Raw genomic sequence first — 12,327 nt, 5'->3', positions numbered from 1 at the left:
CCAAGACGAGATGTACGAGTATGTATTAAAAACAAATCAGCTATCCAAAAAGTTCAAGGGCCATACAGCGCTGGACAAAGTCAATTTGTCAATCCGTAAAGGCTCTATTTATGGTTTTATTGGACAAAATGGAGCCGGAAAATCAACATTAATCCGGATTGTGACCGGACTTGCTTTTCCGACTCAGGGGACGATCGAGCTGTTCGGAGCCAGTGAAGAGCAAGCCCTGATCCAGGCTCGTAAGCGAATCGGCTCGATTATCGAGAGTCCCGCTTTATTCCCCCATATGACTGCGAGTGAAAATTTAGAAGCAAACCGGATTCTACGTGGTATTCCCGGCAAAGATTGTGTTCCTAGAATGCTAGAGCAAGTTGGACTGCAGGGCGCCGGAAAGAAGAAAGCCAAAAATTTCTCACTTGGAATGAAGCAGCGGTTAGGTCTTGCCATCGCCTTACTGGGAGATCCAGAATTTCTGATTCTGGACGAGCCAACTAATGGGTTGGATCCGATGGGTGTCGTCGAAATGCGCGAACTGCTCAAGCGACTAAACCGTGAGCTAGGCATTACGATAATGATCTCAAGTCATATTCTAAGTGAGCTGCATTTAATGGCAAGTCATTATGGCATTATTCACCACGGTCAGTTGCTTGAACAACTCACTGCGGAGGAATTAAACGAGAAATGTCAGCAGTATTTATTTATCAAAGTGGATGATCCGGGCAAGGCAACAGCCGTCATTCAGAACGAGCTGGGTACGGCCGATTTCGAAGTGATGCAGGATGGAACCATCAAGTTGTATAGCCGTATTGAGCAGCCAGGCAAAGTATCAACTGCTTTATTCTCTGCGGGCCTCGAGATCGAGAAGTTTATGCCTATGGGTGAAGACTTGGAAAGTTATTTTACAAAGCGGATTGGGGGGAACCCAAATGTATAATCTGATCAGAGTGGAGTTTTTCAAGCTCCGAAAGAATAGATCATTTTGGACTTTTCTATTGGCACTTTCCGTCCTCTCGCTTGCGTACCCTTTGCTATATTATTTTGATCATCGTTCCAATGGGGAACCTCAGATCACCGGCGCTGAATTTCTGACTACCTTTATTTCAAGCAATGCCTACATTATTAAATTCGGCGTAGCCATTCTGGCTGGATTCTTTATCTCTAACGAATATTCCACAGGGGTCATGAAGACGATCGCCTCTTCGGGCAACACCAGAGGCCGGCTGTTCGCAGCAAAACTAATCGTATTCGCAGTTGGAGCCATGGCGATTTCGCTCGTCTTTCCTATTGTCAGCACAGTCGAAGTCACGCTGCTTTCGGGCTTCGGTCATCTGCCGGAAGGAAGCACTACACTTTTCATACCGCGAGCCCTCGGGCTAACGTTATTGTACACGGCTGGTTACGCAGCCATTGGGGCGCTGTTCACCGTAATCCTAACCGACAGCGGCAAAACTATCGGCTTCTCAATGATTTTCTTCCTTATGATCGATACGGTTTTGGCTAGTATAGGTTCGAAGATCTCTTTCTTTAGTAATTTGTACGATTATTCCATCTTCAAACGGGTGAGCGATATCGGTAAGCTCAGTATCGACAGTGGAGATTGGCCAGCACTTCTACTCGTGCCGTTGTTGACAATAGCCGTTTCCGGGGTACTCGGTATTCTCGTATTCCACCGAAAAGAAATCAAATAGCAAATGGGGGGTGCAGGAGAGTGTTGCTTATTCTGACAATCATATTGTTTGCGGCAGGAGCTCTCCTGCTTTTCCATTTTTTAATGTTAAGGCGAGAACTAGGGCGGATAACAGAGCAATTGCATACCTACAACGAGCGAGCATCCGGTAAAAAAATTGATGTGGCTCTATTCGACCAGAAGCTTGAGGCGCTTGCGGGACAAATCAATCGTCAATCTGATTTAATCGTCGAAGCGGAAGCCCAGCGAAAACGTGTCGAACAAGAATTCCGTCAGGCTGTGGCGAATATTTCACATGATATCCGTACACCCCTCACCTCCATCTTCGGTTATATTCAACTGTTGGAGGATGAGTCTATTACCCCTGATGAAAAGCTTGAATATGTTGCCATCGTTAAAAATCGGACGAAACGGCTGCAGGCGCTGCTGAATGATTTTTTTGAGCTTTCCTTGATCGAATCGCTAGATTATCCTCTACATACGGAAAAGCTTGGGATGACGGCCCTGCTCTCGGAAATTCTGGTCGGATTTTACGATTCTTTCAACGAACGCAATATTACACCGGATATACGGCTACCTGAAGAAAATGTATCCGTATACGCCGATGAATCCGCTGTGCGGAGAGTTGTCGAGAATTTACTTGTCAATACGGTCAAACACGCGACCGGGTATGTAGAAATCCATTTCGAACGACGGCGGGAAACAGCTGACTTAACGATAGTAAACGATGCGAAGGAACTAGTCGGAAGCGATGTTAACCTCTTATTTGACCGATTCTATACCGCAGACCGTACCCGATCTTCTCAAGCTTCCGGGCTGGGTCTCTCCATCGCCAAAAGTCTAATGAATAAAATGGGTGGCACGCTGACAGCCGAACTGGAGGGTGAGAAGCTGATAATGACCTGCCGTTGGAAACTAGGCGATGCTGGCATTAGCTTGGCTACTTAATTCATTTTATAGTTGGTCTAGACTAACCATTGTTCTAACCCGTTTATGGAAGGTAGCTCATTCCCGATAGCCAATGGCCTTCAGGTTTTTCCGGACTTCTTCGAACTGATCTCCCACCCGTTCAGGTTCATGGTTCTGAACAAAACTTTATCGAGAAATTATTCAATAAAAGGGTCTCTGAATTTACGAAGCAACCTCCCGGCTATGAATTATATTTAAAAACACTTATGTTTAAGCTGCTTATTTATACTTATCGCCACCAGGAAGCTCGTGCCTTGTTAATCAATACTGCCTTTAAAGTAGCCAAGATAGCTGAAAATTTTGGATTTGATAATATGACTCACTTTGGTCGGGTATTTAAGGAAATCACCGGGCTTTCTCCACTAAAATACCGCCAGACTTATAAGATAGAAAGTCCATGATGTATCTACGAAAAAGGAGCAGCTGCAATCTTTTTTATTACAATATCTAAACCAAAAAGACTCCTCTATTTATATAGAAGAGTCTTTTTTTTTGTTACGACAGGCTAACGGATTATGTTTAAAATCTAACTCAGCAAGTTTAGGCTTGCTTCTTCAAGCGAGGGTATAAGAAATTTATAATCGATTGGTGATGACATCACGATCAGAATCGTGTAAGTACCGTATTTGTCACATTGATTTCCGAACTCCTCGAGGGCTCGTGTAGAGTTGGTTACTACCTTCAATAAGTAGTTGTGTTCCCCACTTATACGGTAACATTCGACGACATCAGGACTTGAGCGGCAGAAATCAAGGAATGCATTACAATCCCTAGAATGAAATAACATGTAGGCAGCTGCTTGTTTCCCAATCTTTTCAGGAGAAATTATGGTGCGATATTCGCTGATGATGCCTTTTTCCTCCATACGCCTAACTCTCTCCGTAACCGCAGGTTGCGATAAACCGACACATTTCCCCAGCTCTGTCATAGAAATTCTTGCTTGATTTTGAAGATGGAAAAGAATTTGCTTATCAACATGGTCCATCAAAATCGCCTCCTTTAAATTTAAGGTTTTCTATATTAACTAGATTGTAATTAACCGTTATAAAGCTAATTTAGCTTAGTTGCCTTATGTAATCAAGATAACTTGTTATATATAATAACCCTACAATAGTAAAGTGTTCTTGACTTTAACTATTCCGAAGGGATGAAGACCGTTGAGTATATTGGATTCAAATAAAATAATTACAGAATGTTTATCAGGTCGCATCGATAGAGTAATCGATCGAACCCTCGCTGACAAGCGCTTGGTCGGTGCTGTCATTAAAGTGGCGATAGATGGGGAACTGGTTTATAGCCGTGCTGCCGGTTTTGCCGACCGCGAGCTAGGCCGACTTATGCGAGAAGATGCCTTATTCCGGCTCGCTTCAGTTACTAAACCTATCGTTTCAACGGCAGCCCTAGTATTAGTTGCGCAAGGTCGTCTACAACTGGACGACCGCGTTGATCGTTGGCTTCCAGAGTTTCAGCCGCGTTTGCAGAATGGCGAGTTCGCTTCCTTGACGATTCGTCATTTGATGACGCACACCGCGGGCCTGTCTTACCGATTTTTCCAAGAAGAGAAGGGTTCCTATCAGTCAGCAGGGGTATCAGATGGTATGGATCAGTCCGGCATCACATTGGAAGAGAACCTGCGCCGTCTTGCCTCTGTCCCCCTCCTTTATACGCCAGGTACCGAGTGGAAATATTCCATCGCGACAGATGTGCTGGGAGCAGTAATTGCAAAGGTCACAGAAACACCGCTCAGTGAGGCTGTACATTCACTCGTGACCAAGCCGCTTGGCATGAGCGACACGGGTTTTATTGCAGTCGATCGAGAACGGCTGGCCACTTCCTATGCCAATGATACTCCAGAGCCACGGCCCTTACTTGATCCTGACAGTATTGCCTTTGTGGAGGGAACGGCTGGGTTCCTGCTTGCCCCTAGCCGAGCACTTGACACTACTGCCTATCCTTCTGGAGGAGCTGGCATGGTCGGCAGCGCCGGAGATTTTTTGCAACTGCTGGAAACATTACGTAAGGGCGGAGCGCCGCTGCTACCGGAGTCACTGGTTCACGATATGACGACCAACCAGATCGATGATCTGCCAATGGCCTTCTGGCCAGGACGAGGCTTTGGCCTAGGCATCACGGTACTAAAGGATCCTGTCGCCGCAGACACTCCAGAATCTCCGGGTACTTGGCGCATGGGGGGTACTTATGGTCATTCGTGGTTCGTAGATCCCAAGCAACGCCTCAGTGTCGTCGCTTTCACTAATACCGCATTGGAAGGCATGTCGGGTCAGTTTACTGTAGACCTTTGTGATGCCATTTATGATAGACGTAATAAATAGAGCATGAACACAAGAAGCCTGGGTCCGGAATGAACCAGCCTAGGCTCTCTGTCCAGTAGACCCTATTCGTCGTCTATATCATTGAGTTTGCTAAAATTATATAAGAGAGGGGCTTCTCTATGAGCCAAAACACATCTTCTGCCACACAAAGTGCCCCCAGCACTCCCTCTTCTGAACGTCTGCCATGGGCTGGATTACTCGCCTTAGCTATGACGGGGTTTATCTGTATTCTTACCGAAACGATTCCGGCAGGCTTGTTGCTCCAAATAGGTGAGGGGCTTGGTGTCTCCGAGGCCCTTGCCGGTCAACTTGTCACTTTGTATGCTCTTGGTTCCCTGTTGGCCGCGATTCCCTTAACTACCGTGACGCGTGGATGGCGGCGGCGACCACTGCTACTAATGTGCATCCTTGGTTTTCTCATATTCAACACCGTCACCACTTTTTCTTCCAATTATATACTTACGCTAACAGCTCGGTTCTTCGCCGGCGTATCCGCTGGAGTCTTATGGGGCATGATAGCAGGTTACGCCCGGCGCATGGTGCCGGAGTCACTCAAGGGACGAGCAATGGCGGTAGCGATGGTTGGCACACCTCTCGCTCTGGCACTCGGTGTCCCTGCTGGAACCCTTCTTGGCACCCTTGTAGGCTGGCGCTCTATCTTCGGGTTCATGTCGCTATTAGCTCTCATGCTGATCGCTTGGGTATTTTGGAAGCTACCGGACTATCCAGGAGAAGCCCCTGAAAAACGGCTCCCTCTCTACAAGGTTTTTGTTATTCCGGGGGTACGGCCGGTATTGTTTGTCGTTCTGGTATGGGTACTAGCACACAACATCTTGTATACCTATATTGCCCCCTATCTTACTCAGGCCGGGCTAACCCAGCGGGTTGACTTGGTGTTGCTTGTTTTCGGCATTACAGCGCTTGTTGGCATCTGGGTCATCGGTATTTTGATCGACCGCAAACTGCGTCCATTGGTTCTGATCAGCCTAGCTGCTTTTGCCTTGTCATCCATTGTACTAGGCATTAGTAGCAGCCAGCCCATAGTGATCTATTTAGTGGTTGGTGTATGGGGGTTGACGTTCGGAGGAGCAGCTACTTTGCTACAGACAGCCGTTGCCGAAACCGCTGGCGAAAGTGCAGATGTGGCCCAATCGATGCTGGTGACGGCATGGAACCTAGCTATTGGCGGTGGCGGAGTGATAGGCGGAATTCTTATTGAAACACTTGGTGTCCGCTCCTTCCCGTGGGTAATGTTTATACTATTGATTCTTGCGCTGCTAGTAGCGTGGCGCGCTAAAGATTACGGATTTCCTTCAAGGAAACGTTGAGGCACACCTATCGAGTTAATGGGTAAGTGTCCAGACAAGAAATTTACACAAATAAGGCCAGTGGTGCATATTAGATAGGACTAATATGTGCCACTGGCTTACTTCTACTTAGTAGCCAATGTATTAAATTCTTGCAGATCCTTGGCTAAATCTTCTTCCGTGTATTTCCCTTGGCCGAAACCGATCATTGCCCGCAGCGGCATATATTTCATCATCGCCATGTACATTTCCGGGTTATCGTCCATCGCACCTTCTAAGCCAAAAACACTGCTGAATTTCTTCACTTTTTCCGCTGTCCGTGGATTATCCAGCAAATCACCAATAGTACTATTCCGATGATAACGCATCGTAAGCGGATTGGTCGATTCCACTCCGATACAAGTTGTCAGACGAATATCCCGCGATGATGAGCCAATAGCAATTTCAAAATTTCCACTTTCCACATGCCAATCACCAATGTTAACGTTGTAATAAGCAAAGGAGCGTTTATCTAACTCAAAGGTTACCTCCTGCTCTTCTTCAGGCTGAAGCTCTAGCTTCTTGAAGCCTTTTAGTTCCTTCAGTGGACGGATCACGCTGCTCTCCACATCACTAACATAGAGCTGAACGATTTCTTTTCCTGCGCGAGTGCCCGTATTTTTAACAGTAGCCTTAACCTGAATAGTCTCGGTGTCCTTTATGCTGCTCTTGGAAATTGTTAAATGACTGTATTGAAACTCTGTGTAGCTGAGACCAAAGCCGAAAGGAAACAGCGGTTTTATCTCTTTTTTATCATAATAACGATAACCTACGAACAAACCTTCCTTATACTCTACCTTATCCCCTTCCCCCGGGAAATTAAGAAAGGATGGATTGTCGCTCAGCTTCATGGGGAATGTCTCTGCCAGTTTACCGCTTGGGCTGACCTCTCCAAACAATAAATCTGCTACGGCACCCCCAAACGCCTGCCCACCTAGATAACCCTCAAGGACTCCTTTTGTTTTATCAATCCAAGGCATCTCTACAGGTGAGCCATTACTGAGTACAACAACGATATTACTCTGCACCTCAGCTACCACATCGATCAGCGCTTTATGGCTCTCTGGAAGAGACAAGTGGCTGCGATCATAACCCTCTGACTCATAATTATCCGGCAGTCCAAGGAACAACACCGCTACATCACCTTTTGCCGCTGTTTCTCGTGCCTCTTGCAGCAAAACCTCATTAATCTCATCATGCTCCAGTTCATATCCTTGGGCATATAGCAGCTCAGCAGACCCCGCAAGACCTCTCATCTCTTCAAAAGCATCATCCAATTGAGTTGGATTCACATGCGAGCTTCCCCCACCTTGATAACGCGGATTTTTAGCAAATTCCCCAATGATCGCAATAGTACCTTGTTTAGATAAGGGTAGAACTTCCTCCTCATTTCTAAGAAGCACCATGCTTTCCCGCGCCACTTTCCGTGCCAGTTGGTGATGCTCTTCAGCATTAAATGAAGTATTATCTTTACGATTGTCTACCGCCTTAAAAATAAAAGTGAGCAGCCGCTCCACCGCAAGGTCTAACGTTTCTTCAGCTAGTTCCCCACCTTGCACCGCTGCGACAATCTTGGCATCGCCAAGTCCTCCCGTTGACGGCATTTCCAGCTCCAGCCCTGCTTGCAGCGCCTTCACTCGCTCATTGACCGCACCCCAATCCGAAACTACAAATCCTTCGAAACCCCATTCATCTCTAAGAATCCGCGTTAGAAGCGTTTCACTCTCAGAAGCGTATTCACCGTTAACCCGGTTGTAAGAACACATTACGCTCCAAGGTTGACTGTACTTAACTGCACCTTCAAAGCTAGCCAGATAAATCTCCCGCAGCGTCCGTTCATCAATAACCGCATCTACCGACATTCTCCGGTGTTCCTGATTATTGGCGGCAAAATGCTTAAGCGAGGTGCCGACTCCTTCGCTTTGCACACCTTTGATATGGTTCCCCCCCATCTCCGCAGAAAGATAAGGGTCTTCCGAGAAATATTCAAAGTTACGACCGTTCAGTGGAGAGCGTTTAATATTCGTCCCCGGTCCCAACAGAACAGCAACGTTTTCTGCCTGGCACTCCTTACCAAGCGCCTTCCCCACTCGCTCAATTAGTTCCCGATCCCACGAAGAAGCCAACCCTGCTGCTGAAGGAAAACAAGTTGCGGGAACACTGTTATGAAGCCCGAGGTGATCGGCACTCTCTTTTTGCTTGCGTAAACCATGGGGTCCGTCCGTTACCATCAAAGAAGGGATTCCGAGTCGTTCAATCCCCTTGGTATGCCAGAAATCAAGCCCTGAACAGAGTCCCGCTTTCTCCTCAAGGGTCAATTGTGATATGAGTTCATGAATTTTGGTTTTCATAAAAATGCCTCCTCTGAATGTATACTATCCCTATTTTAATATACTTCATGCTTGATTTATGGCATTATTATTGTGTTTTTGGTATTCTTGTTAGGTGAGGAGGTCATAACATGTTAGATCATTTGGAGGATAAGGAAAGAGTCCAATATATCTGTAAAGTGATGTATGAGTCACAGCAAATTCCCTTGTTCCTGCTCGACGCCACTCGGGAAATTGAATTTGCTATGCCTTCCTCCTTCGAGTGCGCCCCTTGGGTTCATAACCTTAATGAGCCACTTTCTGAAATTACTAAATCTTTTAATCGTGAGAACAACTCTAATGGCAATGGACCGACTTGTACTGTACCAATCGTTCGTACCACAAATTTTCTAGAGAATTACATCATTCTCCATTTACCCTCAGACAACAGTAACGAGGGAAGCATTGTGATTGGCCCTTCATTGTATGCTCAACCTACGGAGGATAATGTGGCAAGTCTGATGCGTGATCATGAAGTTCCGCTTAAGTTTCAGGAGCAATGGCTTAACTATTACCGCAGCCTGACCGTGTTAAATAAAATGAGACTATACCATACCGCTATGCTGCTATACTCGCTCGTTACTGGAAAAACCTTGACCCTTAGCGAACTACTGCTGGACTCCCGCATTCTTGCCTATAAACAACTGCCCTCAGGCAGTTTGGATTTGGATATTTCTTATCGCCGTGAGAATACGTGGCTGCACCACGAGCCCATGCTAGAAAAAAATCTCTTTCACTATGTCAAAAAAGGCAATAAAACTGAGCTGCTACGCGTTCAAGCTTCGTTCTCCGAAGAGAGTTACGGGCTTCTCTCTAAAAGGAGCCAATTACGTAACAAAAAGAATCTGGCAATCTCTTGTATTACACTCGCTACACGTGCAGCTATAGATGGAGGGCTGTACTGGGAAATTTCTTATACCCTAAGCGACTTTCATATCCAGCATATCGAAGAACTAAAAGATATTCCCGCTGTAGATCATGCCGTTCTTAATGCCCTTTGCGATTTCGCAGACCATGTCAAAGAGAGCCGGATGGCGAAACTGTCGCGCACCGTGGCTCTCTGTCAGAACTATATTTTCAATCACCTATATGAGGAACTTTCCTTAGATAGACTGGCTGAGGTTGCAGGATTAAATAGAAGTTATCTCTCCCTATTATTTAAGAAGGAGACCGGCATCACCATCAGCGATTTTATTCAATTGGAGCGGATTGAAGAGGCAAAACGACTAATAGAAGTACCAGAGATAAGCTTATCGGACATCGCCTCACGCCTACATTTTAATGATCAGAGCTACTTTACCAAAGTGTTTAAGAAATATACCGGAATCACCCCTAAACAATTTAGAACAAACAGGGAAAACACACTTTAAGAAAAGTAGACACAACAAAAATTCTAAATGGATATGAAAATAGCAGCCGACATCACAGCTCTGTGATTGCTGCAAGAACAGTATTGTTGAAGTAATCAACATACATATTTTTAAATGGCTTCTGGTGATCCAGTTCTACGGATAAATGAACCGTCACTGTCTGATAAATCGGATCCACGCAGAGGAAAGGACCTGCCGCCCCCCAGTGTGAATAGGCATCTGCAGAGAGCAGATCTCCGCCGTCACGCTTCGTGCCATTAATCGCCCATCCGTACCCCCAGTACGCTTCAGGGAAAACTTCGTCTCTATATTGTGAGGATACGCCCGGAATTTGATTGCGGGTCATTTCTTTTACTGTTACCGGACTAAGCAATCGTACTCCGTTATAAATTCCGCCGTTAAGGAACATCTGGCCAAAAACAGCCAAATCCATAGCCGTTGAGTAAGCCCCGCCCCCCGCAGATACAGAATTCAAATTGTATTCGCTGTCTACCCATTCCGCGCATGCTGCCTCAGGGGCACGTCTAACTACTCTGTTCCGCACTTCCATTGGCACACGATAATATGTATTTTCCATTCCAAGCGGTTTAAATATGGTTTCCTTTACGAATACATCATAAGCTTGTCCACTAACTCGCCGTATAATTTCACCCAACAGCTCATAACCATATCCACAGTAAGACATCACAGTACCTGGCTCGTGGCTTAGTGGTGCATCATAACCGCCATTAACCTCAATTCCAGAGGTATGTGTCAACAAATGATGTACGCATACTTTTGTTTTGTTCTCCCCTGTAAATTCGGGGATGTAATCAGAAACCGGCCTATTTAGGCCCACTTTCCCTTGTTCCACTAACATCATAATAGCGGTTGCAGTAAATAGTTTTGTGATGGAACAGAGTGGAAATATAGCATCCGCTGTTAAATCTGCTGCGTCTGCTTCAGGTCCGAATTTTCCATTCGCTTGATGGACCAGCAGCGTCCCCTTTCTCGCAGCAACAATAACTTGCGCAGGTGTGATATTGTCTTCAACCATTTGTGCGGCGGCTGTACGAATACGCTCCACACCAAAAGCCGAGACACCCGCCTGTTCTAAAGAATTAAATACTAACCCTCTCATCGGTAGCCCCCCAATATGATTCATTTAATACATATATAAACTATTATACAAATATATTAAATAATCCTGCTAGCTTACTATTATCCTGTGACTGAATTGTTGAGTTTCTATTAACTATTTGCTAAAAAAACTAAAGCTGAACCCGGTTTTTCCCGAAAATCAGCTTCAGCTTAGTTTTTGCTAAGTTACCGCTACCTTAAAAGTATCTACATTAATTGTTGTCCCGTTGATGGATAATGTGGCATTGTAATAACCCCGATCACCATTTGTTTTGCATTTATATTCCCCAGAACATCCGCATACGAAAAATTTAGTTTTGTTGTAACCGGGATATATATTACTAAGCTTTCGGTAAAACAGATGTCCATGATGCGTAAAAATAGCTAACACCTTATCTCTCACTTTTGTAGGAATGGATGAAAAAAACTTATTCGTCTCCGATGCGCTTAATACATGGGTTGGGTCCACCGTAATCCCACTTACTTTGAGGGGCCAATGAAAATCTATAATATAATAAAAACTATCATCTAAATTTCTCAACAAATTTATACTACCCGGAGTAAACCGTCCAAGCGCACAATTAAGCCATACATACTTGACCTTCCCCTGCGTACCCGGAAAATTCATTTGACCTTCAACAGCACCTAAATATTGTGTGAATAAGGACTGTGTGCTTGCCTCCCAATTTCCTATAGATGCTTTATAAGGAATACTCCCAAGCGTGCTTGTTACCGTATCCTTGAAGTCCTTGTAGTAAGCATTCGCATTATTTCCATGATTAGCTCCCGCTTGCGTATTATCTCCTCCAAAAATAACAAATCTCTTATTCCCGTTATTCACAGCTTTAGGCAAAAGATTACTAAAAATGCTTGAGCTGTTTCCATACCCCACATGACTATCACCAATAACCGCAAAGTTAATGATTTGCGCTTTTGCTTTAAGAATTAAACTACGTTTAGGCTGCAGTCTGGAGGCAGGTCTTCTTTTCCTACTAGGTTTCACCTGTCTTTTCATCTTAGATTCACCTCTTTTAAAATGGATGAAGGATCATAGTAGTATTTATATTCGCTTGACCTTAGGGACTCTTGGACCAATGGATTCATCTAGGAGATTAGTTTCTCTTCTACTTTGTG

At 45.2% G+C, this 12,327-nt stretch carries 11 protein-coding genes; 7 read left to right on the top strand and 4 right to left on the bottom strand.

Annotated features, from left to right (window positions below):
- The first annotated feature begins 10 nt into the window (after positions 1-10).
- The 4 genes from MHI32_RS07630 (at position 11) to MHI32_RS07615 (ending at position 3,057) form a co-directional block, all read left to right on the top strand.
- Complete coding sequence (locus tag MHI32_RS07630; protein WP_076279587.1) at positions 11-934, top strand: ABC transporter ATP-binding protein; 924 nt, start codon at positions 11-13, stop codon at positions 932-934.
- Positions 927-1,688 (top strand): ABC transporter permease, encoded by a 762-nt coding sequence (locus MHI32_RS07625; protein ID WP_076279586.1) that lies wholly within the window; start codon positions 927-929, stop codon positions 1,686-1,688. Before MHI32_RS07630 ends, MHI32_RS07625 begins: the two co-directional genes overlap by 8 nt.
- Before the next feature lie 20 nt (positions 1,689-1,708).
- Complete coding sequence (locus MHI32_RS07620) at positions 1,709-2,635, top strand: HAMP domain-containing sensor histidine kinase (RefSeq protein ID WP_339247276.1); 927 nt, start codon at positions 1,709-1,711, stop codon at positions 2,633-2,635.
- A gap of 227 nt (positions 2,636-2,862) precedes the next feature.
- Positions 2,863-3,057 carry a helix-turn-helix domain-containing protein gene (locus tag MHI32_RS07615; RefSeq protein WP_076279585.1) on the top strand — a complete coding sequence of 65 codons (195 nt, stop codon included), beginning with the start codon at positions 2,863-2,865 and terminating at the stop codon, positions 3,055-3,057.
- A gap of 125 nt (positions 3,058-3,182) precedes the next feature.
- Here the strand turns inward: MHI32_RS07615 and MHI32_RS07610 are convergent, their stop codons facing one another.
- Complete coding sequence (locus tag MHI32_RS07610; RefSeq protein ID WP_340012110.1) at positions 3,183-3,641, bottom strand: Lrp/AsnC family transcriptional regulator; 459 nt, start codon at positions 3,639-3,641, stop codon at positions 3,183-3,185.
- A 172-nt stretch (positions 3,642-3,813) separates the two neighbouring features.
- On the opposite strand from MHI32_RS07610, the gene MHI32_RS07605 reads away from it, so the two are divergent.
- Together MHI32_RS07605 and MHI32_RS07600 are read left to right on the top strand one after the other, a co-directional pair.
- Positions 3,814-4,989, top strand: a complete 1,176-nt coding sequence (locus tag MHI32_RS07605) for a serine hydrolase domain-containing protein (protein WP_254848798.1) — start codon at positions 3,814-3,816, stop codon at positions 4,987-4,989.
- Between the two features lie 119 nt (positions 4,990-5,108).
- A complete protein-coding gene (locus MHI32_RS07600; RefSeq protein WP_076279583.1) occupies positions 5,109-6,317 on the top strand; it encodes an MFS transporter in 1,209 nt (402 codons plus the stop codon).
- A 104-nt stretch (positions 6,318-6,421) separates the two neighbouring features.
- Here the strand turns inward: MHI32_RS07600 and MHI32_RS07595 are convergent, their stop codons facing one another.
- Positions 6,422-8,686: a glycoside hydrolase family 3 C-terminal domain-containing protein gene (locus tag MHI32_RS07595; protein ID WP_076308003.1), complete on the bottom strand. Its 2,265-nt coding sequence runs from the start codon at positions 8,684-8,686 to the stop codon at positions 6,422-6,424.
- Between the two features lie 110 nt (positions 8,687-8,796).
- Here MHI32_RS07595 and MHI32_RS07590 point away from each other — a divergent pair, with 110 nt between their 5' ends.
- The gene (locus MHI32_RS07590) at positions 8,797-10,074 is read left to right on the top strand and encodes a helix-turn-helix transcriptional regulator (protein ID WP_340012109.1); all 1,278 of its coding nucleotides are present in this window, start codon (positions 8,797-8,799) and stop codon (positions 10,072-10,074) included.
- A gap of 52 nt (positions 10,075-10,126) precedes the next feature.
- Here the strand turns inward: MHI32_RS07590 and MHI32_RS07585 are convergent, their stop codons facing one another.
- Both MHI32_RS07585 and MHI32_RS07580 read right to left on the bottom strand, forming a co-directional pair.
- A complete protein-coding gene (locus tag MHI32_RS07585; RefSeq protein ID WP_076193439.1) occupies positions 10,127-11,194 on the bottom strand; it encodes a serine hydrolase domain-containing protein in 1,068 nt (355 codons plus the stop codon).
- 180 nt (positions 11,195-11,374) lie between these two features.
- The gene (locus MHI32_RS07580) at positions 11,375-12,208 is read right to left on the bottom strand and encodes a metallophosphoesterase (RefSeq protein WP_340012108.1); all 834 of its coding nucleotides are present in this window, start codon (positions 12,206-12,208) and stop codon (positions 11,375-11,377) included.
- Positions 12,209-12,327: the final 119 nt, after the last annotated feature.

The organism is Paenibacillus sp. FSL H7-0690 (assembly GCF_037980415.1).
GTDB lineage: Bacteria > Bacillota > Bacilli > Paenibacillales > Paenibacillaceae > Paenibacillus_AQ > Paenibacillus_AQ odorifer.
Note: the sequence above shows the minus strand (reverse complement) of the source record. Positions and strands in the feature narration are given on the sequence as shown.

Bases quoted from the DNA above. Each gene is read 5' to 3' on its own strand.
- MHI32_RS07625 (WP_076279586.1), top strand. From the start codon at position 927: ATGTATAATCTGATCAGAGTGGAGTTTTTCAAGCTCCGAAAGAATAGA.
- MHI32_RS07595 (WP_076308003.1), bottom strand. From the start codon at position 8,686: ATGAAAACCAAAATTCATGAACTCATATCACAATTGACCCTTGAGGAG.
- MHI32_RS07585 (WP_076193439.1), bottom strand. From the start codon at position 11,194: ATGAGAGGGTTAGTATTTAATTCTTTAGAACAGGCGGGTGTCTCGGCT.
- MHI32_RS07615 (WP_076279585.1), top strand. From the start codon at position 2,863: ATGTTTAAGCTGCTTATTTATACTTATCGCCACCAGGAAGCTCGTGCC.
- MHI32_RS07580 (WP_340012108.1), bottom strand. From the start codon at position 12,208: ATGAAAAGACAGGTGAAACCTAGTAGGAAAAGAAGACCTGCCTCCAGA.
- MHI32_RS07590 (WP_340012109.1), top strand. From the start codon at position 8,797: ATGTTAGATCATTTGGAGGATAAGGAAAGAGTCCAATATATCTGTAAA.
- MHI32_RS07630 (WP_076279587.1), top strand. From the start codon at position 11: ATGTACGAGTATGTATTAAAAACAAATCAGCTATCCAAAAAGTTCAAG.
- MHI32_RS07610 (WP_340012110.1), bottom strand. From the start codon at position 3,641: ATGGACCATGTTGATAAGCAAATTCTTTTCCATCTTCAAAATCAAGCA.
- MHI32_RS07600 (WP_076279583.1), top strand. From the start codon at position 5,109: ATGAGCCAAAACACATCTTCTGCCACACAAAGTGCCCCCAGCACTCCC.